This window comes from Streptomyces sp. NPDC049687 (assembly GCF_044465285.1).
GTDB lineage: Bacteria > Actinomycetota > Actinomycetes > Streptomycetales > Streptomycetaceae > Streptomyces.
The window spans coordinates 248558-269901 of record NZ_JBITLN010000012.1; the positions used below are offsets into that span (position 1 = coordinate 248558).

A 21344-nucleotide genomic window follows, 5' to 3' on the forward strand; every position below is an offset into this window, starting at 1 on the left:
CCGGACGGCGGTACGGCGCCTGCCCTTCGGACGGCGTTCACCCGTACGCAGGACGGCCGTTGAGGAGCCCGGGAAGCTTCAGGGCATGGAGACACCCGATGTCGGCATCCCACCCCGGCTCGCCCGCGGCATGAGTATGGCGGAGCAGCACGACTACCTGCGCACCCGCACGACCCGGCGCCGGACGCTGGTCACGGCGGGAGCGGTGGCGGGCGGGCTGCTGACCGGTTGCTCGGGGACCACCTCGCCGGCCCCCACGGCACGGACGACCCCGGCGACGAGCCCCTCCGCCGGCGCCGGAGTCACCCCCTTCGGCCGCCGTGCACGCGGGGGACATCTGCTACGCGGACGGCACCGGACAGGGCAGGAAGACGGGCCACAACCATGTGTACGAGCGGACGGACGCCCTGACGGGCGGACGGGTGGGCCGGGCGGTGCCGGTCGGCGGCTCCTGCGATCCGGCGCGCGACGGGACCGTGTATGTCACGGCGGGCGGGGGCGGCCGCGATCCGCACGGCTTCCCCGCGGGAGTGCCGGAGAGCTACGAGGGGCATGTCCGCGACCGCGAGTCCGTGGACACCTTCCACTGGACGCGGTCGCGCGAGAACGCGGCGGAGAGCGTGGAGTGGTCGCGGGTGCGCTACCGGGGTTTCTCCTGCCTCACCGTGGAGGCGACCGGCGGGGCGGCGCCGAGACTGACGGTGTCGGCACTGGCGGAGGACGGCGGGCGCATCGACCGCTTCGAGGTGCGGCGCAGGGCCTGAAGTCCCGTTCGGGCCCCGCACCGCGCCCCGTGCGGGTGCGGCTCCCGGACTGCGGGCGGCCGGGCGGCCTACAGGTGGCCGGTCTCGCCACCGTTGTCACGGCGGTCGAGGGCGCGCTGGAGGGCCGCTGCGGCGTTCTTGCGGTCGGATTCGCTCGTACGGGAGGTGTGGCGGACTCGGCGGCGGACGGTCGTCTCGGCCATGGGAAATCGACTCCTTCGAAAACGGCAGGGAGTGCGGAAAGGGTTGCGAGACGCCGGAGGGCGGGGAGCGGTGGCCGCAGGGATTGCCTGCACGGGGCCCGGCTCACGACCGCCATTCGCTTGGTCGAGCGAGACGTTCGGCTCCTACAAAGCTAAGCGAGGAGCTCGCGCCTGTCTCCACAATTACTCGGACTTCCTACTATCTGAGACGGTGGATTGGATCACACGTCGCTGACCTGCGATGTCAGTTGGGCAGGACCGAGAGGACCGCCGCCCGGAAGCCTTCCGGCTCCTCGACCCACGGCATGTGCCCGGCCTCCGGCAGGACCACCCGCCGCACCCGGGGCAGGGCCCGCTCCAGGGAGTCCACCGCCGAGCGCGGGCGGATGTCCCGGGCGCCGTCGACGATCAGTGCCGCAACGTCGAGGCTCTGGCAGGCGGCCTGGAGGGCGGGGGTGCCCCAGTCGCGCTTCCGCTCCTCGTTGAGGGCCCTGTTGCAGGTGCCGTTGAGCCCGAACCAGGGGTCGGCCATCTGCCGGGCGAGCTCCAGGGCCCGGTCCCGGTCCTCGAACTCGATCGACCACTGGAGCACGGCCCGCTCCCGCGTCTCGTCCTCCGTCGGTTCCGGCCGGTCCGTCAGCTCCTGCCAGCGGGCGAGTCGTTCGGGCGGGTCGCCCAGCCGGGCGAGGAAGTTCTCCCGGAAGGCCGGGTGCCAGTCGGCGTCCGGTCCGATGCCCGTGCCCGAGACGTAGACCAGAGCGCTCACCCGCTCCGGGTGCGCGAGCGCGTAGCTCAACGCCAGTTGGGCGCCCCAGGAATGACCGAGCAGCGCGATCCGGGAGAAGCCGAAGTGGGCGCGCACGGCGTCCAGGTCGGCGACGAAGCGCTCGCTCGTCCACGGCCCGTCGCAGCGTTGCGAGCGCCCGCAGCCCCGCTGGTCCCAGCGGACGACGGTGGCCCGGTCGGCGAGCAGGGCGGAAACCCCGTCGAGGGTGTCCCACAGTCCGGGTCCGCCGTGGCAGAGCACCAGCGGCCCGCCCCGGCCGGACGCGCTAGCCCACAGTCGTACGCCGTCGTCCGCGATCACCGTCTCCATGGGCGCCAGTGTGCCGAACGGGCCGGCTCCCCGACGGACCCGGCCCGTTCGCTCGCGCGGTTCTCAGCCCATGTGCGGGTAGGTGTAGTCGGTCGGCGCCACCAGGGTCTCCTTGATGGCGCGGGTCAGCGTCCAGCGGGTGAGGTTCTGCGGGGCGCCGGCCTTGTCGTTCGTACCGGAGGAGCGTCCGCCGCCGAAGGGCTGCTGGCCGACGACGGCGCCGGTCGACTTGTCGTTGATGTAGAAGTTGCCGGCCGCGTAGCGCAGCTTCTCCATCGTGTACGCCGCCGCCGCGCGGTCGCCCGAGATGACCGAGCCGGTGAGGGCGTAGTCGGACACCGACTCCATCTGGGTCAGCATCTCGTCGTACCTGCCGTCCTCGTAGACGTGCACGGCGAGGATCGGGCCGAAGTACTCGGTGGTGAAGACCTCGTTCTCCGGGTCGGTGCACTCGATGACGGTCGGGCGGACGAAGTAGCCGACCGAGTCGTCGTAGGAGCCGCCGGCGACGATCGTGCAGGTGGGGTCGGCCTTGGCGCGGTCGATGGCGGCCTTGTTCTTGGCGAACGCCCGCTCGTCGATGACGGCGCCGATGAAGTGGGAGAGGTCGGTGACGTCACCCATGGTGAGGTGGTCGACCTCGGCGGCGAACTCCTCCTTGAAGCCGGAGTTCCAGATGGAGGCCGGGATGTAGGCGCGGGAGGTGGCGCTGCACTTCTGGCCCTGGTACTCGAAGGCGCCCCGGGTGAGGGCCGTCTTCAGCACCGCGCGGTCGGCGCTCGGGTGGGCGACGACGAAGTCCTTGCCGCCGGTCTCGCCGACCAGGCGCGGATAGGAGCGGTACTTCTCGATGTTGGCGCCGACCGTCTTCCACAGGTACTGGAAGGTCTTCGTCGACCCGGTGAAGTGGATGCCGGCGAGGTCGCGGTGCTCCAGGGCGACCTCGGAGACCTCGATGCCGTCACCGGTGACGAGGTTGATGACGCCCTTGGGGAGACCGGCCTCCTCCAGCAGCCGCATGAGCAGGACGGCGGCGTGGGTCTGGGTCGGGCTCGGCTTCCACACCACCACGTTGCCCATGAGGGCGGGTGCGGTGGGCAGGTTGCCGGCGATGGCGCTGAAGTTGAACGGCGTGATCGCGTAGACGAAGCCCTCCAGCGGGCGGTGGTCGAGGCGGTTCCACACGCCCGGGGAGTTCGCCGGGGGCTGCTCGGCGAGGATCTGGCGGGCGTAGTGGACGTTGAAGCGCCAGAAGTCGACCAGCTCGCAGGGGGTGTCGATCTCGGCCTGCTGGACGGTCTTGGACTGGCCGAGCATGGTGGAGGCGGCGATCGTCTCGCGCCAGGGGCCGGCCAGCAGTTCGGCGGCGCGCAGGATGATCGCGGCGCGGTCGTCGAAGGACATCGCGCGCCAGGCGGGCGCGGCGGCGAGGGCGGCGTCGATCGCGTCCCGGGCGTCCTGCCGGGTGGCGTTGCGGTACGTGCCGAGGACGGCCCGGTGGTTGTGCGGCTGGACCACCTCGAACTCATCACCGCCGCCCATCCGCTGCTCGCCGCCGATGGTGCAGGGCAGGTCGATCGGGTTGTCGGCCAGCTCCTTGAGCTTCGCCTCCAGCCGGGCACGCTCGGGCGAGCCGGGGGCGTAGCCGCGGACCGGCTCGTTGACGGGGGTGGGGACCTGGGTCACAGCGTCCATGAGATCCGTAACTCCTTGTTTTTGAGCGGGTGTTGCTTGCTCAGCGCTTGCTGACCATCGAGCGGAGGAAGAACCGGAGGTTGGCGGGCTCCTCCGCGAGCCGGCGCATACCGCGTCCCCCCGGGGGACAACCCCCGGACCCCCGGCCGAAACCACGCCACAACCACGCCACATCAACCACGACCGATCACACTCCGCAGAAAGAACCGCAGGTTCGCCGGCTTCTCCGCCAGCCGGCGCATGAAGTAGCCGTACCAGTCGGTGCCGTACGCGGTGTAGACGCGCATGCGGTGGCCCTCGGCGGCCAGCCTGAGGTGTTCCTCGCCGCGGATGCCGTAGAGCATCTGGAACTCGTACTCGTCGGGCTTGCGGCCGGCCCTGCGGGCCAGTTCCTGGGCGATGGAGATCAGGCGCGGGTCGTGGGACCCGATCATCGGATACCCGTCCCCGTCCATCAGAGTCCTCAGGACCCGGACGTACGCCTTGTCGATCTCGTGCTTGTGCTGGTGGGCGACCTCGGCCGGCTCCTTGTACGCGCCCTTCACCAGCCGTACGCGGCTGCCGTTCGCGGCGAGGCGGCGGGCGTCGGCCTCGGTGCGGAAGAGGTAGGCCTGGATCACACAACCGGTCTGCGGGAAGTCCTTCCGCAGCTCCTCGTGGATGGCGAACATCGAGTCGAGGGTGGTGTGGTCCTCGGCGTCGAGGGTGACGGTGGTGCCGATGGCGGCGGCGGCCTCGACGACGGGCCGGACGTTGGCGAGGGCGAGTTCATGGCCGCCGTCCAGCGCCTGGCCGAACATCGACAGCTTGACGGACATCTCGACGCGCTCGCCGAGCTCCAGCTCCTCGAGCCGGGCGACCAGCTCCAGGTAGGCGTCACGGGCGGCGCGGGCCTGCTCGGGGGTGGTGATGTCCTCGCCGACGACGTCCATCGTCAGCTCCAGGCCCTTGCCGGTGAGGTCCTCGATGATCGGCACGATGTCGTCGACGGTCTCGCCCGGGATGAAGCGGTCGACGACCTGCTTGGTCACCGGGGCCGCCGAGATCAGGCGTCGCATCCGGTCGCTGCGCGACGCGGCGAGAATCACGGGACCCAGCACGGGGCACCTCCACAGACGTAAAGCACCAAGTCACCGTGAACCTAAGGATCCCTCCGATCGTCGGCCATCGACAGCTGTCACGCATCCGTGCCGCAGATCTCAGACAGATGTATGAAGGGCCTGCGGAAATGCAGGAGAATGGCCGGGTGACCGCCGATGACAAAGGTGACTACCAGGAGCTGGTCGATGAGATCTCGGAGCTCCTCGGCGCCCCCGCGACCCTGGAGAACCGGAACTTCGAGCTGATCGCCTTCGGCGCGTACGACAGCGAGGGTGAGCTGGACGCGTCCGCGCTGGACCCCGTGCGGACCCGCTCGATCCTGACCCGGCGCTCGACGGCGGCCGTGCGGACCTGGTTCGAGGGCTTCGGCATCACCCGTGCCACCGGCCCGGTCCGCATTCCACCGACCCCGGAGGCGGGGGTGTACCGGGGGCGCGTCTGTCTCCCCGTACGGCATCGGGGGGTGGTCCTTGGTTACGTCTGGCTCCTTGAGGACGATCCGGGGCCCTCGGACGCCCAGCTGACGGCGGCGATGACGGTGACCGTGCGGATCGGCGCCCTGCTCGCGGACGAGGCCCAGCACGGCGCCGACCTCACCCGGGAACTACGGGCGGCGCTGACGGCCGAGGAGGGCTGGCCGCGGGACATGGCGGTGGCGGAGCTGCGCACCGCACTCGGCGCCCGCGCGGACGGCCCGCACACGGTGGTCTGCGTGGCCCCCTGGCCGTCCACCGACCCGGACGACGCCCCCTCCCCGCGCACGCTCCCGGGGGCGACGGCTCTGTGCACGGTGCCGTGGGGAGCTTCCGGCCAGTGCCTGGCGGTACTGGTACGGCTCCGCTCGGCCGACCTCCTGACCCCGGCGACCTCGGCGGCGACCCGCCTGCTGGAGCGGGCGGCGGACACCACCGGGGCCGGGGCGGGCGGGAGCGGCTCGGGCGGGGCCGGCTCGGCCCGGGCCGGAGGAGACGCCGGCCGACGGGCCGCGGGGGTCGCCGGTGGGCGGCTCGGGCTGGCGGAGGTCGGGGTGGCCTGGCAGGAGGCCTCGGCCGCGGCGCGGGCGGCGCTCGCGGAGCCACGGCTCGCTCCGGTGGCCACCTGGGCGGCGATCGGACCGTATCGTCTGCTCACGGCGCTGCCCCCGCGGACCGCCGACGACCCCGCCGTACGGACCCTGCTCGTCCCCGCCCACCGCGAACTCGCCCGCACCGCCGAGGTCTACCTGGACCGGGCGGGCCAGGCGGGCCGCACGGCCGCGGAGCTGGGAATCCACCGCCAGACCCTTTACTACCGGCTGTCGCGCGTGGAGCAGCTGACGGGTCTGGACCTGGGCGACGGGGAGGACCGGCTGCTGCTGCACATGGCGCTCAAGGGGGCCCGGCTGCCCTGAGGTTGACGTCGGGCGGGAATGTCGGACATCGCGGCATGCGGCGTCCGGGAACGCTAGCCTCTCGTGCTGTACCGCGCGGCCGACGGCTATGGGGGGCGAGGGCGTGAAGAGCGACGTGGCGGCGTTCCGCCGGATGGAGCGTCATCTGCTGGGCTCGGCGCAGGAGGCCAACTACCTGGTCGACCTGTCCAACGTGGTCCGGGACACGGCGCTCGGCGGCGGCTCCCCCCGGGCCCTGCAGCGGTTGCGGCTGGTCCTGCGGGCCCTGCGCGAGTCCACCGGCGACCAGGAGGTCACCGTCCACGCGATCGCGGACAACAGCCTGCTGCACCCGCGCCACGACGGGGAGTTCCCCGATCCCGAGGAGGGAGCGCTGCTGCGCGAGTGGCGGGACCGCGGTCTGATCGCCGCCATCGCCAAGGCGGACCCGGATCTGCTCGACCACGCGAAGGAGTTCGGCAGCCGGGTCATCAGCGGCGACTACTTCAAGGGGCACCGCGGAGAGCACCCCTGGATCCAGGGGGACCGCGAGCACTTCCTCAGGCCCGAACGGCGCGACGGCGGTGCGGTGCGGCTGGTGCTGCGGGACATGCGCGTGTTCGCCGACCGTGAGGTCTCCCGCGAGGGCGAGCGCGACGCGCTCAAGGCCCGCAACCTGCTGGACTTCAGGGGCCGGCCGCGCTCGGACGTACTGGGGCGCTCCTGGCGCTGCCCGCGCCCGGGCTGCAATCCCGGCCCCGCCATCCAGGGCGGCAAGGTGGTCTGCCGGTCCCACCGCACGCTGCTCACGGACACGGGCCCGCGCCGCCGCCGGATCCAGCTCAAGATCTTCGTCGACGGGACGTGCCACGCCTGGGAGAACCTGACCGAGCGCCCCGACGGTCAGGACAGGGAGATCCTGCTCGGACGCAACCACCTCGCGCGCATCGAGGAGTGCCATCTGTCCGAGGAGCGGCGGCGCGGGATCAGCAGGCAGCATCTGATGCTCCTCTGCAGCCGGGGCGTGCTGCGGGTCCTCGACACCAGCAGGGTGGGCTGCCGGATCCGTACGCTGCGGCCGGGTGGGGAGCCCACGCCGTGGAAGCCCCTGCCGCGCCTCGACACCGGGGCCGGCGGCGGGCCCGGGGAACGGCTCCCGCGCGCCTTCGGACCCGACGACGAGATCGAGATGGTCCCCGGGATCGTGCTGCGCCGCAGTGGCCAGCGGTGGCCGGAGGAACGCGCGGAGGGCGTACGCGCCAGGCCGCCGAGGCGTCCCCGGGGCGGCGACGAGTTGACGGAACCGGGCTGAGCGGGCCCGGCGAGAAGTGACAGGTGGGGGGTTGAGTGGAGCCGCTGCGGGAGGACGATCCCGAACGGATCGGCGGGCACCGGCTGTTCGCGTTGCTGGGCGAGGGCGGCTGGGGAAGCGTCTACTTCGCCCGGAGCTCGGACAGCGGCCGCGGCCTCGCGCTGAAGACGATCCGACCCAAGTGGCTGGACGAGCACCCGGAGCGTTTCCGTAGCCGTTTCGCCAGGGAGGTCGAGGCGGCCAGGGCGGTCGATCCCCGGCACACCGCCGAGGTCGTCCACTACGACACACGGGCCCCGGAGCCCTGGTTCGCCACCCGTTACATCGCGGGGGTGAATCTGCGTGAGGCGCTCGACCACTGCGGGAGCCCTCTGCCGTTGCGGACCTGGCGGATGCTCGCGGCGGGCCTGACCGACGCCGTGCGGAGCATCCACAGCGCGAAGCTCGTCCACCGCGACCTCAAACTGGACAACATCCTCCTGGCCGCCGAGGGCGCCTCCGTCATCGACTTCGGAATCGCCCGGCACCTCTCCCCCGAGGACGGTGTCACGCTGACCGGAACCGCGGGCAACCCGCGGACCACCAGTTTCGCCTCGCCCGAACAGCTCCGGGACGAACGGGTGGGGCCGGCGAGCGACGTCTTCGCGCTGGGCCTGGTACTCGCCTACACGGCCCTGCACCGCCATCCGTTCGGAACCGGTTCACCCATGCAGATCGGCTCGAACATCCTCCACGGCCGACTGTCGCTCGACGGCCTGAGTCCCGTGGTCGAGCGGGTGGTCCGGCCGTGTCTGGAGGCGAAGCCGCAGAACCGGCCCCGGCCCGCGGAGATCGCCGAGCTGCTGGCCGCGGACGCGTCGCCGAAGGCGAAGGAGTGGCTGCCGCCGGGACTACGGGCCAAGATCGACCAACGGTCCCGTTTCGCCATCGACATCGACCGGCCGCTGCGTCCACGGCGCGGCGGCGGGCAGGGCGGCCCGGCACCGGCGCGTTCCACCTCCGCGTCCGGCCTCACGTCCGATCCGACCCCGGCGGAGTCCCGCGCGGCGCCGAGCGCCCGGAAGCAGCGGGAACGCGACCTGTCGTCGGCCCGGCCGGACCGGGCCGGCACGGACACGACGACCCTGCCCCCGCCCGTCGCTCCCCGGGTGAACACTCCGGCCAAGGCCGTACGACAGTCCGGCGCCCCTGACAGCGCTCCGGCCAAGGCCATGTCGCGGGCCGGCGCCGACGACGGCGCCCGGGACGGAGCCGTACGGCAGGCAGCCGCCGAGGACAACGCCCGGAGCAAGAACCCGCCGCAGGCCGCCGCCCCCGATGTGGACGCCCAGCTCCGTGCCTCCGCCGAGGCCGGGAACGCCGAGGCCATGCGCTGGCTCGCCGCCCGCTACAAGAGCGCCCAGGACCTGAACTCGGCCCTGCTGTGGTATCAGCGTGCGGCGGACTCCGGTAACCCCACGGGCGCCCGCGAGGCCGGGCAGTTGCTGGAGAGGTACTTCCCCGAACGACGGGCGCAGGCCCTGGCGCTGTACCGGATGGCGGCGGACGCCGGGGAGGTCTTCGCGAAGACGCGGCTGGAGGAGCTGCAGGGGCAGAAGCAGGCGGGCAGGCCCGCCGACGCCCCGAGGCGGAACGAGAAGGCACCGGCGAAGACGGTCCCCGCCGCCGAGCAGGCGCTGCTCCGCGAGCACCGGGCCGCCGCCATGGAGGGGCGGATCGGCTCCATGCTGGCCCTCGCCGACTGGTACATGCAGCAGAAGCGGGACCAGGACGCGCTCGTCTGGTTCTGGCGGGCGGCCGAGGCCGGTCACCCGCACAGCATGCTGGCGACCGCACAACTGCTCGCCAAGGATGCCCGGCGCAACGGGGACGCGCTCCACTGGTTCCGCAAGGCCGCCGCCGCGGGCAACACGGAGGCGCTGTACCAGCTGGGGCGTCGTATGGCGCAGGAGGGCAACCAGGCGGCCGCGCTCGGCTACTTCCGTGGCGCCGGCGACAAGGGGCACATGAACTCCATGGTCGAGGCGGCCCGCGTCCTGGAGCAGACGGGACAGCTGCAGCAGGCACTGGACTGGTTCACCCGGGCCGCCGAGAAGGGCAGCCCCTCCGCGCCCAAGGACGCCGAACGCCTCCGTGCCGACCTGCGGCGGGTCTCCACGCCACCGCCGCAGCCCAAGGCCTCCCCGCCCCCGAAGAAGACCGGCGCCGGCACGAAGGGCGGCGGGACCTCCGTGACCTCCCTGCGCAAGCAGGCGGCGCTCCACGAGAAGGAGGGCCGCCTGTCGAAGGCCCTGAGCACCTACGCCCAGGCCGAACAGCTCGGAGACGTGGCCTCTCAGCGGGACGTCGCCCGACTGTGCCTGCAACTGCGCGACCGCACCGCCGACGCGGAAGAGCGCAGGCGCCTCAAGAAGAGAGCGGTCAGGCTGTACCGGAAGCTGGCCGAGGACGGTGACGCCCGGTCGGTCAAGGCCCTGGCCGAACTGGACGCCGAGGGCGGCCGCCAGGCGCAGACCCAGTTCCAGTCGCAGGTGCAGGCCGCCGAGGCGGGAAGCACCAAGGCCATGCGCACCGTGGCACGGACGCTCCTGAACAGCGGAAGCGAGGAAGACGCGGAACGGGCCCTGGCGTGGCTGCGCCAGGCCGGCGAGCAGCGCAACACCGGCGCCATGCTGGACGGGGCTCGTGTGTTGGAGGAGCGCGGCCGGTACCGGGAGGCCATGGAGTGGTACGCCTGGGCCCGGGAGCACGGCGACCGGACGGCGGCGGCGCACATCGAGCGCCTCGCGGCCGAGCACCCCGGCACCGCTCTGCTCCACCGCCTCAAGCGCTGGCGCCTCTCCTGGTCGTGACGCCCGCCCGAGGCGGGGGTCATTCCTTGCCGGCCGCCTCGATGACCCGCCGCAGGCCCTCCGTCAGATCGTCGGCCGTGGTCGCGCTCGCCGGGTCGAAGAGCCACTGCACCATCAGGCCGTTGAGGAGCGCCTGGTAGAAACCGCCGACGGTGCGGACGGTGCGTTCGTCGAGGGTGGACTCGTCCTGGCCCGTGAACATGGCGACGAGTCCTGAGCGGCCCTCGAGCTGGGCCTCCGCCATCAGTTTGCGCAGCTCGGACGCGCGCTCCCCCTGGGTGGCGATCTCCAGGCTGGCCGCCCAGACGGGCCGGGACTCGTCCAGGGTCTCCAGCATCCGCGCCCACACCCCCCGGAACCGCTCGAGGGAGCCGCCGTCCTCGGTGTCGCGCCGGGCGGCCGGGGCGAACTTCTCGCCCCACTCCTGCACCAGCTCCACGAACGCCTGGGTGAGCAGGGCGTCCTTGGAGCCGTAGTGGTAGCCGATCGAGGCGAGGTTGGTCCCCGACTCCTTCACGATGTCGCGCGCCGTCGTGCGCACGAACCCCTTCTCCAGCAGGCAGCGCTTGGCGCCCTCGAGCAGATCCTCACGGTGTCCCATGCCACCACCCTAGCGCCGATCCATACAGATGTCCTATACGAACGACTTATACATTCGTCCTAGACAAGCGTTTAATACGCCCGTACAGTCCTCGGCATGACGAACTCGACGAGCACCACGACACCCCCGGCGGCCCGCGCCGGCCGCCGTGAATGGACCGCCCTCGGTGTGCTGATGCTGCCGCTGCTGCTGGTCTCGATGGACGTCTCGGTCCTGTACTTCGCGATCCCCGCGATCAGCGCGGACCTGGAGCCGAGCGGCACGCAGCAGTTGTGGATCTTCGACATCTACGCGTTCGTCCTGGCCGGCCTGCTGATGACGATGGGCTCACTGGGCGACCGCATCGGCCGCCGCAAGCTGCTCCTGGCGGGCGCCGCGGCCTTCGGCGCCGCCTCCCTGGTCGCGGCCTACGCGGGCAGCGCCGAGACCCTGATCGCCGCCCGAGCGGTCCTCGGCATCGGCGGCGCCACCCTGATGCCCTCGACGATGGCCCTGATCCGCACGATGTTCACCGATCCGGCCCAGCGCGCGAAGGCGATCGGCCTGTGGTCGGGGGTGATGACGGCCGGGATCGCGCTCGGCTCGGTGATGAGCGGTGTCCTGGTCGAGTACTTCTGGTGGGGCTCGGTCTTCCTGGTCAACCTGCCCGCGATGGTCCTGCTGCTGCTCCTCGGGCCGGTCCTGCTGCCCGAGTCGAAGGACCCGGACCCCGGCCGCTTCGACTGGCCGAGCGTCCCGCTGTCGATGGCCGCCGTGCTCCCCGTGATCTACGGCCTGAAAGAGATCCCCTCCGAGGGCTGGCACACCGGGTACGTCGTCTCGATCACCGTCGGCCTGCTCTTCGCGGCCCTCTTCGTCCACCGCCAGCGCACGGCCACGGACCCGATGATCTCCCCCGCCCTGTTCCGCGGCGGCGGCTTCACCCCCGCGGTCGTCCTGAACCTCGTCTCCTCGTTCGGGATGATGGGTTCGGCCTTCTTCACCACGCAGTACCTGCAGTCGGTCCTGGACAAGAGCGCGCTGGAGGCGGCGCTGTGGGCGCTGCTGCCCTCGGTGCCGATCGGTCTGGCCGCCCCGATGGCCACCTCTCTGGTCCAGAAGGGCGTCAACCGGGCCTACGTCGTCACGGCGGGCTTTCTGATCGGCGCGGCCGGCTACGGCCTGCTCGCCCTCGCCGGCACCGACTCGATGTGGCTCGTGCTGATCGCCTGCGGCGTGCTCGCCTCCGGGATCGTCATGGTCATCTCCCAGATGACGGACCTGGCGATGGGCGCGGCCCCGACCGAGCGGGCAGGCTCCGCCTCGTCCCTCCTGGAGACGGGCGCCGAGTTCGGCGGCGCCCTGGGCATGGCGGTCCTCGGCTCCATCGGTACGGCGGTCTACCGCCACGAGATCCCGTCCTCGGCGCCGGCTCCGGCCCGGGAGACGCTGGGCGGCGCACTGGCGATGGCCGACCGGGTCCCGGGACTCGCCACGGCGGCGCGAGAGGCGTTCACCAGCGGGATGCAGGGCGCGGCAATCGCGGGGACGGTGCTGCTGGCGGGGGCGGCGGTCGCGGCGGCCGTGACCCTGCGGAGGATCCGGGTGTAGTGACGGGACATGCAAAAACGCCGGACGGGCTGACCGAATCAGCCCGTCCGGCGTTTGAGGACCAGGCCCGTTCAGGGCCGAAGCGGGGGCCCGGGGGCGGCAGCCCCCAGTCGGGCGGCAACCTCAGACGAGGTTCACCGACCGCGCGGACGTCGCGCCGATCTCCTCCGCGACCTCGGCCAGGACGGCCGCGGTCACCGTGTCGTCGACGGTCAGGACGGCCAGCGCCTCGCCGCCGGCCGCCGCGCGGGCGACCTGCATACCGGCGATGTTGATGCCCGCCTCGCCGAAGATACGGCCGACGGTCCCGACGACACCGGGGCGGTCCTCGTACTTGAGGACGACCATGTGGTCGGCGAGGGCGAGGTCGACGTCGTACTCACCGACCGCGACGATCTTCTGGAGGTGCTTCGGACCGGCCAGCGTGCCGGAGACCGACACCTCCTCGCCGTCCGAGAGCGTGCCGCGCACGGTGACGACGTTCCGGTGGTCGGCCGACTCCGAGCTGGTCGTCAGCCGCACCTCGACCCCGCGCTCCTGGGCGAAGAGGGGCGCGTTGACGTACGACACCGTCTCGTCGACGACGTCCTCAAAAACGCCCTTCAGCGCGGAGAGCTCCAGCACCTTCACATCGTGCTGGGTGATCTCGCCGTAGACCTCGACGTCGAGGCGGACCGCGACCTCACCGGCGAGCGCCGTGAAGATCCGGCCGAGGCGCTCGGCGAGCGGCAGACCCGGCTTGACGTCCTCGGCGATGACACCGCCCTGGACGTTCACCGCGTCGGGGACGAGCTCACCGGCGAGGGCGAGGCGCACCGACTTGGCGACGGCGATCCCGGCCTTCTCCTGGGCCTCGTCGGTGGACGCGCCCAGGTGCGGGGTGGCGACGACCTGGTCGAACTCGAACAGCGGCGAGTCGGTGCAGGGCTCCTTGGCGTACACGTCGAGACCGGCACCGGCGACCCGGCCCTCCTTGAGGGCGGAGTACAGCGCCTCCTCGTCGACGATGCCGCCACGCGCCGCGTTGACGATCCGCACGCTCGGCTTGACCTTGCGCAGCGCCTCGTCGCCGATCAGACCGACCGTCTCGGGGGTCTTCGGCAGGTGGACGGTGATGAAGTCGGAGACCTCGAGCAGCTCGTCCAGCGACAGCACCTTCACGCCCATCTGCGCAGCGCGCGCGGGCTGGATGTAGGGGTCGTAGGCGACGACCTTCATCCCGAAGGCGGACATGCGCTGCGCGACGAGGGCGCCGATCCGCCCCAGACCCACGACACCCAGGGTCTTCTCGGCGAGCTCGACGCCCGTGTACTTGCTGCGCTTCCACTCGCCGTTCTTCAGCGCGGCGTTGGCCTGCGGAATGTGGCGGGCGGTGGCGACGAGGAGGCCACAGGCCAGCTCGGCGGCGGTCACGATGTTGGAGGTGGGGGCGTTGACGACCATCACGCCGGCCTTGGTGGCGGCGGAGACGTCGACGTTGTCCAGGCCGACGCCGGCTCGTGCGACGACCTTCAGGCGGCGGCTCGCCGCGATGGCCTCGGCGTCGACCTTCGTCGCCGAGCGGATCAGGATCGCGTCGACGTCGGCGATGGCGGGGAGCAGCTCGGATCGGTCCGCTCCGTTGCAGTGCCGGATCTCGAAGTCCGGGCCAAGTGCGTCCACGGTCGCGGGCGACAGCTCTTCAGCGATGAGTACGACGGGTTTCGAGCTCACGTGAGTCCTCACAAGTCCAAAGCGTGCGGACGGCCGTCCCGACGGCCGCAGGCGGAGGAGGGGCTAGCCGCGTGGAAGACGCACGACGCTGTGGGCCTGAACGCGTATATAGCAGCAGTGTAGTGCTGTGACGGAGGTCGCCTCACGCCTCCGCGGAAGGATCACCCGTCCGTGTGGGACGGGATGGCCAAGGGGGCCGGGGCGATTCGCCCCGGCCCCGCGACCTGAGGCTCACGCCTCCTCGTTCACCCAGCTCATCAGCTTGCGGAGCTGCTTGCCGGTGGTCTCCAGCAGGTGCTCGGAGTCGGCGGTCTTGTACTCGTTGTACTTCTTCAGGCCGCCGTGGTACTCGGCCATCCACTCACGCGCGAAGGTGCCGTCCTGGATCTCGGCGAGGACCTTCTTCATCTCGGCCTTGGTGGCGTCGGTGATGATGCGCGGGCCGGTGACGTAGTCGCCCCACTCGGCGGTCTCGGAGACGGACCAGCGCATCTTCTCCAGGCCGCCCTCGTACATGAGGTCGACGATCAGCTTCAGCTCGTGCAGGCACTCGAAGTAGGCGATCTCCGGCTGGTAGCCCGCCTCGGTCAGGGTCTCGAAGCCGGCCTTGACCAGCGCCGCGGTGCCACCGCAGAGGACGGCCTGCTCACCGAACAGGTCGGTCTCGGTCTCCTCGGTGAAGGTCGTCTTGATGACACCGGCGCGGGTGCCGCCGATGCCCTTGGCGTACGACAGCGCGAGCGCGAAGGCGTTGCCGGTCGCGTCCTGCTCGACGGCCGCGATGCACGGAACGCCGCGGCCCTCCTCGTACTGGCGGCGCACCAGGTGGCCCGGGCCCTTCGGGGCGACCATGCAGACGTCGATGCCGGCCGGGGGCTTGATGAAGTCGAAGCGGATGTTCAGGCCGTGACCGAAGAACAGCGCGTCGCCGTCCTTGAGGTTGTCCTTGATGGACTCCTCGTAGACCTGGGCCTGGATCGGGTCCGGGACGAGGATCATGATGACGTCGGCCTCGGCGGCGGCCTCGGCGGGCGTCACCACGCGCAGGCCCTGCTCCTCGGCCTTCGCCTTGGACTTCGAGCCCTCGTGCAGACCGACGCGGACGTCGACACCCGAGTCACGGAGCGACAGCGCGTGGGCGTGGCCCTGGCTGCCGTAACCGATGACCGCGACCTTGCGGCCCTGGATGATGGACAGGTCGGCGTCGGCGTCGTAGAACAGCTCGGCCACTTTGGGTTCTCTCCTTGAGTGCAGGTGTTGCGTCCCACCGTATGACGGCGGGCGGAAGGGAAGTTTCCGGGTCTCGGTATACGGGCGGCCGGTGTCACCCGACCGCCCGAATTCCAGCCTTACGCCGATCGGTCCAGAGCGCGCAGCGAGCGGTCCGTGATCGAACGGGCACCGCGGCCGATCGCGATCGTGCCGGACTGGACGAGCTCCTTGATGCCGTACGGCTCCAGCATCTTGAGCATGGCGGTCAGCTTGTCGCTGCTGCCGGTGGCCTCGATGGTCACGGCCTCCGGGGAGACGTCCACGGTCTTGGCGCGGAACAGCTGGACGATCTCGACGATCTGGGAGCGCGTCTCGTTGTCGGCGCGCACCTTCACCAGAACGAGTTCGCGGTGCACGGCCTGCAAGGGCTCCAGCTCGACGATCTTCAGCACCTCGACGAGCTTGTTGAGCTGCTTGGTGACCTGCTCCAGCGGCAGGGCGTCGACACTCACCACGATGGTGATGCGGGAGATGTCGGGGTGCTCGGTGACGCCGACGGCGAGGGAGTCGATGTTGAAGCCGCGGCGGGAGAACAGGGCGGCGATCCGGGCCAGGATGCCCGGCTTGTTCTCCACCAGGACGGAGAGCGTGTGCTTGGACATTTCTCTTTGCGTCTCTCTCGCTCAGTCGTCTTCGTTGTCGCCGAAGTCGGGGCGGACGTCCCGGGCGGCCATGATCTCGTCGTTGGAGGTGCCGGCGGCGACCATCGGCCACACCATCGCGTCCTCGTGGACGATGAAGTCGACGACCACGGGGCGGTCGTTGATCGAGTTCGCCTCCTCGATGACCTTGTCGAGGTCGTCCGGCGACTCACAGCGGATCGCGTAGCAGCCCATGGCCTCCGACAGCTTCACGAAGTCGGGGACGCGGGTGCCCCTCGCCTCCGGGTTGACGTCGTTCGGGCCGCTGTGCAGCACGGTGTTGGAGTACCGCTGGTTGTAGAAGAGGGTCTGCCACTGGCGGACCATGCCGAGGGCGCCGTTGTTGATGATGGCGACCTTGATCGGGATGTTGTTCAGGGCGCAGGTGGTGAGCTCCTGATTGGTCATCTGGAAGCAGCCGTCGCCGTCGATCGCCCAGACCGTCTGGGCGGGCGCGCCGGCCTTGGCGCCCATCGCGGCCGGGACCGCGTAGCCCATGGTGCCCGCGCCACCGGAGTTCAGCCAGGTGGCGGGCTTCTCGTACTGGATGAAGTGGGCGGCCCACATCTGGTGCTGGCCGACGCCGGCGGTGAAGATCGTGCCCTCGGGCGCGAGCTGTCCGATGCGCTCGATGACCTGCTGCGGGGAGAGCGAGCCGTCGGCGGGCTGGTCGTAGCCGAGCGGGTAGGTCTCGCGCCAGCGGTTCAGGTCCTTCCACCAGGAGCTGTAGTCGCCCTGGTTGCCCTCGCTGTGCTCCTTCTGCACGGCCTGGATCAGGTCGGCGATGACCTCGCGGGCGTCACCCACGATCGGCACGTCGGCGGCGCGGTTCTTGCCGATCTCCGCCGGGTCGATGTCCGCGTGGACGATCTTGGCGTGGGGCGCGAAGCTGTCGAGCTTGCCGGTGACGCGGTCGTCGAAACGGGCGCCGAGGGCGATGATCAGGTCGGCCTTCTGCAGACCGGTGACGGCGGCCACCGAGCCGTGCATGCCCGGCATGCCCAGGTGCTGCGGGTGGCTGTCGGGGAACGCGCCCAGCGCCATCAGCGTGGTGGTGACGGGCGCGCCGGTCAGCTCGGCGAGGACCTTCAGTTCGGCGGTCGCGCCGGCCTTGAGGACACCGCCGCCGACGTACAGGATCGGCCGCTTGGCGGTGGTGACCAGCTTGGCGGCCTCGCGGATCTGCTTGGCGTGCGGCTTGGTCACCGGGCGGTAGCCGGGCAGGTCCATGACCGGCGGCCAGGAGAAGGTGGTCTTCGTCTGGAGGATGTCCTTGGGGATGTCGACCAGCACGGGTCCGGGGCGGCCGGTGGAGGCGATGTGGAACGCCTGCGCGATCACCCGGGGGATGTCCTCGGCCTTGGTGACCAGGAAGCTGTGCTTGGTGATCGGCATGGTGATGCCGACGATGTCCGCCTCCTGGAAGGCGTCCGTGCCGATCGACGAGGACACCACCTGGCCGGTGATCGCGACCAGCGGCACGGAGTCCATCTGCGCGTCGGCGATCGGGGTGACCAGGTTGGTCGCGCCCGGTCCCGAGGTCGCCATGCAGACGCCGACCTTGCCGGTGGCCTGCGCGTAGCCGGTGGCCGCGTGGCCGGCGCCCTGCTCGTGGCGGACCAGGACGTGGCGCACCTTGGTGGAGTCCATCAGCGGGTCGTACGCCGGAAGGATCGTGCCGCCAGGAATGCCGAATACCGTGTCGGCGCCGACCTCCTCGAGAGAGCGGATGAGGGACTGCGCACCCGTGACGTGCTCGACGGTGGCGGAGTGTCCTCCGGATCGGGGCCGCGGCTGCGGATGATGGGCCCCGGTGGCCTGATCGGTCATCGGCATTCTCTTCTCGATGCTGAGGTTCTACTGCGGGTTCACTGCGGTTTTGTGCAACAAAAAACCCCTCGTGCCGTAAGGCAAGCGAGGGGAGCGCGCCGGGTGCGGGTCGCTGGGAGTCCGGGTGTTCCGGGCGTCACCAGCTTCAGCCGACGCGCTTTCCAAGTACGAGAATTCGGGTGCGCATGGCATTGACCCTCCCCCTGGCGCGCACCGACTGTCAAGTGGGTGGGACAGGAGTCTCAGTATGTGAGCGAAGGGCACTTCCGCTCCCCAGGACGGCGGTGACACCACCCGCGACCACACCACTGGTGTACACCCCCGGGGCACCACCCGCGAACGCGGGTTCGGCGGGACCGTGCGGCACCGGATAGCGGCCGGTGGCGAGCCCCCGGCGCAGCCGGTACTCGTCCAGCGGCCCGGAGAAGGCCATGCCCTGTCCGTGCGTGCAGCCCATGGCGCGCAGCGCCACCACCTGTTCGGGCAGATCCACGCCTTCGGCCACGGACTGCAGCCCGAGGTCGCAGGCGATCCGCAGCAGCCCGCTGGTGATCTTGTGCAGCCGCGCGGACTCGACGACCCCCTCGACCAGGGAGCGGTCGAGCTTGAGTACGTCGACGGGGAGGCGCCGCAGCGCTGTCAGAGCGCCGTAGCCGCTGCCGAAGCCGTCGAGGGCGATCCGGACGCCGAGCCGGCGCAGTGCGCCCAGGCGGCGCTCCAACTCCTCCAGTGACACCTTCGGGTCCAGATCCGCCAGCTCGACGACCAGTGACCCCGAGGGCAGCCCGTGCCGGGTGAGCAGCGCCTCCACGGACCCCAGCGGCATCGACCGGTCCAGCAGCCGCCGGGCGCCGATGCGCACGGCCACCGGCACGGTGAGTCCGCTCCCGGCCCGGTCGGCGGCCTGTTCGACGGCCTCCTCCAGGATCCAGCGGCCCAGCTCGGCGGTCTTGTCGCTGTCCTCCGCGACCCGCAGGAACTCGGCGGGCGTGAACAGCACCCCTTGGGAGGAGCGCCACCGCGCCTGCGCGGAGACCGACGAGATCCGGCCGTCCTCCAGCCGCACCACGGGCTGGTGCAGCAGGGCGAACTCGCCGTCGTGCAGGGCTGCCCGCAGCCGCGTGGCCAGCTCCGTCTTGCGTACGACGTCCTGCTGCATCTGCGGCTTGTACAGCTCGACCCGGCCCTTGCCGCCCGCCTTGGCGCGGTACATCGCGAGGTCCGCGTTGCGCAGGAGCTCGCCCGCCCCGAGGCCCGGTTCGGCGAAGGCCACGCCGATGGAGGCGGCGACCCTGACTTCGTTGCCATCGATCAGGTAGGGCTCCGAGAGCGTGATCCTGAGGCGGTCGGCGAGCTCCAGGATGTGCCGCTCGCGGGCCGCGCGGTCGCGGGTGGTGTCGCCGACGATCAGGGCCGCGAACTCGTCGCCGCCCAGCCGGGCGGCGGTGTCGCCCTGGCGGACCGCGTCGTGGAGCCGGCGGGCGGCCTGGACGAGGAGTTCGTCGCCGGCCTGGTGCCCGATGGTGTCGTTGACCGCCTTGAAGCCGTCGAGGTCGATGAAGAGGACGGCCGTGTTGCGCAGGGCGGTGCCCCGGTCGGAGCTGCGGCGGCCGGACAGGGCCTGCTGGACGCGCCGGGTGAACAGGGCGCGGTTGGGCAGGTCGGTGAGTGGGTCGTGTTCGGCGTTGTGCTGCAGCTGCGCCTGCAGGCGCACCCTTTCGGTCACGTCCCGGCTGTTGAAGATCAGGCCGCCGTGGTGGCGGTTGACGGTCGACTCGACGTTGAGCCAGCCGCCGTCGCCGGAGCGGAACCGGCACTCGATGCGGGTCGTGGGTTCGTCCGGGGGGCTGGCGGCGAGGAAGCGGCGCACCTCGTGCACCACGCAGCCGAGGTCCTCCGGGTGGATGAGATCGGCCAACTCGGTGCCGACCAGGGCCTCCGCGGGCCGTCCGTAGACCCCGGCGGCGGCCGGGGAGACGTAGCGCAGGACACCGCTGGGGGCGGCGATCATGATGACGTCGCTGGAGCCCTGCACCAGGGAGCGGAAGTGGTTTTCCTTCTGCGCGAGCTCCTGGGTGAGGGTGATGTTGTCCAGCAGCATGATCCCCTGGCGCACCACGAGGGCGAGCACGACCGCGCCGCCGGTCAGCAGCACCACGCGGTCGACGCTGTGGCCGTTGAGGACGTTGTAGAGGATCCCCAGGGTGCAGACGGCGGCCGCCAGGTACGGGGTGAGGGCGGCCAGGGAGCCGGTGATGGGCCGGGTGGCAGGATACCGGCTGTGATCACCTCCCTGCGGGGGAGTCTGCGGTGACGACGGGGAGGCCGTCTGCGCGGACGGGTTCGCGGCGGTGTGCGCGGCCGCGTGCGGGTGGCCGCCGGGGCGCTGCCCGGGCACGTGTTCGTGGACCACGCGCGTGTGTCCCTCGTCCGCGGCGGCCCCGTGCTGCCGGGAGGCGGCCCAGGGCGCGTACGCCAGGAGCAGGGAGCCCGCGAACCAGCCGGCGTCCAGGAGCTGGCCGGACCGGTAGTTGTTGTGCAGCAGCGGTGAGGTGAACAGGGCGTCGCACATCACGGTCAGCGCGAGGGCGCCGACGGCCGTGTTGACCGCCCTGCGGTTGACCGGTGAGCGCCGGAAGTGCAACACGAGCACCATGCTGACCAGGGCGATGTCGAGCAGCGGGTACGCCAGCGACAGCGCCGCGTGCGCCACGCTGGGGCCCTCGAACTGCGCGGCCTGCGCGAGGGCGAGGCTCCAGGAGAGCGTGAGCAGCGAGCCGGCGATCAGCCAGGCGTCCAGCGCCAGGCAGACCCAGCCCGCCTTGGTGACGGGCCGGGCGGCCAGCACCAGCAGTCCCACGATGGCGGGGGGCGCGAAGCACAGGAAGAACAGGTCGGCATAGCTGGGACTGGGGACGGGACGGTCCAGGACGACCTCGTACCACCCCCAGACCAGGTTGCCCAGGGCGGCCATGGCGGAGGAGAGGGCGAACAGCAGCCAGGCGGGTCGAAAGCGGACGCGGCGGGTGCGGGCGTAGAGGAAGCAGGACACGGAGGCGGTGGCCGCGGCGGCGGTCAGCCCGAAGTCGCCCATGATCACGGCGAGCTCGTGGGAGCCCCAGCCGATCGCGGCGCCGATGGCGTATCCCCCGCACAGCAGGGCCAGCACCAGTTGGCGCGCCAGGCTCGACCCGGCGCGGGAGGACGGCTGCCGCGGCGTCTTGGCCGGAGCCTGCGCGCGCGGCGCGGGCTCGACGCCGTCGAGGAGGGTCGTGGAGGTCGTCGGCGTACTCACCGGGTCCTCC

15 protein-coding genes and 1 pseudogene are annotated in these 21344 nt (G+C 71.3%); 5 read left to right on the plus strand and 11 right to left on the minus strand.

What is annotated here, in order from left to right; all coding sequences use genetic code 11:
• Nucleotides 1-153: 153 nt before the first annotated feature.
• Entirely contained in the window at nucleotides 154-306 is a 153-nt protein-coding gene (locus ACIBVL_RS32570) for a hypothetical protein (RefSeq protein WP_399102783.1), read from the minus strand.
• Between the two features lie 68 nt (nucleotides 307-374).
• Between ACIBVL_RS32570 and ACIBVL_RS32575 the strand changes: the two are divergent.
• A pseudogene (locus tag ACIBVL_RS32575) lies at nucleotides 375-764 on the plus strand (phosphoesterase); the annotation flags it as partial.
• Between the two features lie 68 nt (nucleotides 765-832).
• On the opposite strand, the gene ACIBVL_RS32580 reads toward ACIBVL_RS32575, so the two are convergent.
• From ACIBVL_RS32580 to ACIBVL_RS32595, 4 genes are all read right to left on the minus strand, one after another.
• The gene (locus ACIBVL_RS32580; RefSeq protein ID WP_107419162.1) at nucleotides 833-967 is read right to left on the minus strand and encodes a hypothetical protein; all 135 of its coding nucleotides are present in this window, start codon (nucleotides 965-967) and stop codon (nucleotides 833-835) included.
• Between the two features lie 244 nt (nucleotides 968-1211).
• Nucleotides 1212-2063, minus strand: a complete 852-nt coding sequence (locus ACIBVL_RS32585; RefSeq protein ID WP_399102785.1) for an alpha/beta fold hydrolase — start codon at nucleotides 2061-2063, stop codon at nucleotides 1212-1214.
• A gap of 63 nt (nucleotides 2064-2126) precedes the next feature.
• Nucleotides 2127-3758 carry an L-glutamate gamma-semialdehyde dehydrogenase gene (gene pruA / locus ACIBVL_RS32590; RefSeq protein ID WP_399102787.1) on the minus strand — a complete coding sequence of 544 codons (1632 nt, stop codon included), beginning with the start codon at nucleotides 3756-3758 and terminating at the stop codon, nucleotides 2127-2129.
• Between the two features lie 173 nt (nucleotides 3759-3931).
• Nucleotides 3932-4858, minus strand: coding sequence for a proline dehydrogenase family protein (locus tag ACIBVL_RS32595; protein WP_399102789.1), 927 nt, complete (start codon nucleotides 4856-4858; stop codon nucleotides 3932-3934).
• A 107-nt stretch (nucleotides 4859-4965) separates the two neighbouring features.
• On the opposite strand from ACIBVL_RS32595, the gene ACIBVL_RS32600 reads away from it, so the two are divergent.
• The 3 genes from ACIBVL_RS32600 to ACIBVL_RS32610 all read left to right on the plus strand — a co-directional run bounded on the left by ACIBVL_RS32600 (nucleotide 4966) and on the right by ACIBVL_RS32610 (nucleotide 10392).
• The gene (locus ACIBVL_RS32600; protein WP_399102791.1) at nucleotides 4966-6249 is read left to right on the plus strand and encodes a PucR family transcriptional regulator; all 1284 of its coding nucleotides are present in this window, start codon (nucleotides 4966-4968) and stop codon (nucleotides 6247-6249) included.
• 103 nt (nucleotides 6250-6352) lie between these two features.
• The gene (locus ACIBVL_RS32605; protein ID WP_399102793.1) at nucleotides 6353-7540 is read left to right on the plus strand and encodes an FHA domain-containing protein; all 1188 of its coding nucleotides are present in this window, start codon (nucleotides 6353-6355) and stop codon (nucleotides 7538-7540) included.
• A 35-nt stretch (nucleotides 7541-7575) separates the two neighbouring features.
• Nucleotides 7576-10392: a protein kinase gene (locus ACIBVL_RS32610; RefSeq protein ID WP_399102795.1), complete on the plus strand. Its 2817-nt coding sequence runs from the start codon at nucleotides 7576-7578 to the stop codon at nucleotides 10390-10392.
• A 19-nt stretch (nucleotides 10393-10411) separates the two neighbouring features.
• Here ACIBVL_RS32610 and ACIBVL_RS32615 read toward each other — a convergent pair whose 3' ends face one another.
• A complete protein-coding gene (locus tag ACIBVL_RS32615; protein WP_399102797.1) occupies nucleotides 10412-10993 on the minus strand; it encodes a TetR/AcrR family transcriptional regulator in 582 nt (193 codons plus the stop codon).
• Between the two features lie 96 nt (nucleotides 10994-11089).
• Between ACIBVL_RS32615 and ACIBVL_RS32620 the strand changes: the two genes are divergently transcribed.
• Entirely contained in the window at nucleotides 11090-12583 is a 1494-nt protein-coding gene (locus tag ACIBVL_RS32620; RefSeq protein ID WP_399102799.1) for an MFS transporter, read from the plus strand.
• Nucleotides 12584-12706: 123 nt separating this feature from the next.
• On the opposite strand, the gene serA is transcribed toward ACIBVL_RS32620, so the two are convergent.
• The 5 genes from serA to ACIBVL_RS32645 form a co-directional block, all read right to left on the minus strand.
• Entirely contained in the window at nucleotides 12707-14296 is a 1590-nt protein-coding gene (serA, locus tag ACIBVL_RS32625) for a phosphoglycerate dehydrogenase (RefSeq protein ID WP_399102801.1), read from the minus strand.
• 231 nt (nucleotides 14297-14527) lie between these two features.
• Nucleotides 14528-15526 (minus strand): ketol-acid reductoisomerase, encoded by a 999-nt coding sequence (ilvC, locus tag ACIBVL_RS32630; RefSeq protein WP_399102803.1) that lies wholly within the window; start codon nucleotides 15524-15526, stop codon nucleotides 14528-14530.
• Nucleotides 15527-15645: 119 nt separating this feature from the next.
• Complete coding sequence (gene ilvN, locus ACIBVL_RS32635; protein WP_399102805.1) at nucleotides 15646-16170, minus strand: acetolactate synthase small subunit; 525 nt, start codon at nucleotides 16168-16170, stop codon at nucleotides 15646-15648.
• Between the two features lie 21 nt (nucleotides 16171-16191).
• The gene (locus ACIBVL_RS32640; RefSeq protein WP_399102808.1) at nucleotides 16192-18039 is read right to left on the minus strand and encodes an acetolactate synthase large subunit; all 1848 of its coding nucleotides are present in this window, start codon (nucleotides 18037-18039) and stop codon (nucleotides 16192-16194) included.
• A gap of 220 nt (nucleotides 18040-18259) precedes the next feature.
• Nucleotides 18260-21334: a putative bifunctional diguanylate cyclase/phosphodiesterase gene (locus tag ACIBVL_RS32645; RefSeq protein ID WP_399102810.1), complete on the minus strand. Its 3075-nt coding sequence runs from the start codon at nucleotides 21332-21334 to the stop codon at nucleotides 18260-18262.
• Nucleotides 21335-21344: the final 10 nt, after the last annotated feature.

Coding starts and splice junctions, on each gene's coding strand:
- ACIBVL_RS32580 (WP_107419162.1), bottom strand. CDS start 967: ATGGCCGAGACGACCGTCCGCCGCCGAGTCCGCCACACCTCCCGTACG.
- ACIBVL_RS32585 (WP_399102785.1), bottom strand. CDS start 2,063: ATGGAGACGGTGATCGCGGACGACGGCGTACGACTGTGGGCTAGCGCG.
- pruA (WP_399102787.1), bottom strand. CDS start 3,758: ATGGACGCTGTGACCCAGGTCCCCACCCCCGTCAACGAGCCGGTCCGC.
- ACIBVL_RS32600 (WP_399102791.1), top strand. CDS start 4,966: ATGTATGAAGGGCCTGCGGAAATGCAGGAGAATGGCCGGGTGACCGCC.
- ACIBVL_RS32615 (WP_399102797.1), bottom strand. CDS start 10,993: ATGGGACACCGTGAGGATCTGCTCGAGGGCGCCAAGCGCTGCCTGCTG.
- ACIBVL_RS32620 (WP_399102799.1), top strand. CDS start 11,090: ATGACGAACTCGACGAGCACCACGACACCCCCGGCGGCCCGCGCCGGC.
- ilvN (WP_399102805.1), bottom strand. CDS start 16,170: ATGTCCAAGCACACGCTCTCCGTCCTGGTGGAGAACAAGCCGGGCATC.
- ACIBVL_RS32640 (WP_399102808.1), bottom strand. CDS start 18,039: ATGACCGATCAGGCCACCGGGGCCCATCATCCGCAGCCGCGGCCCCGA.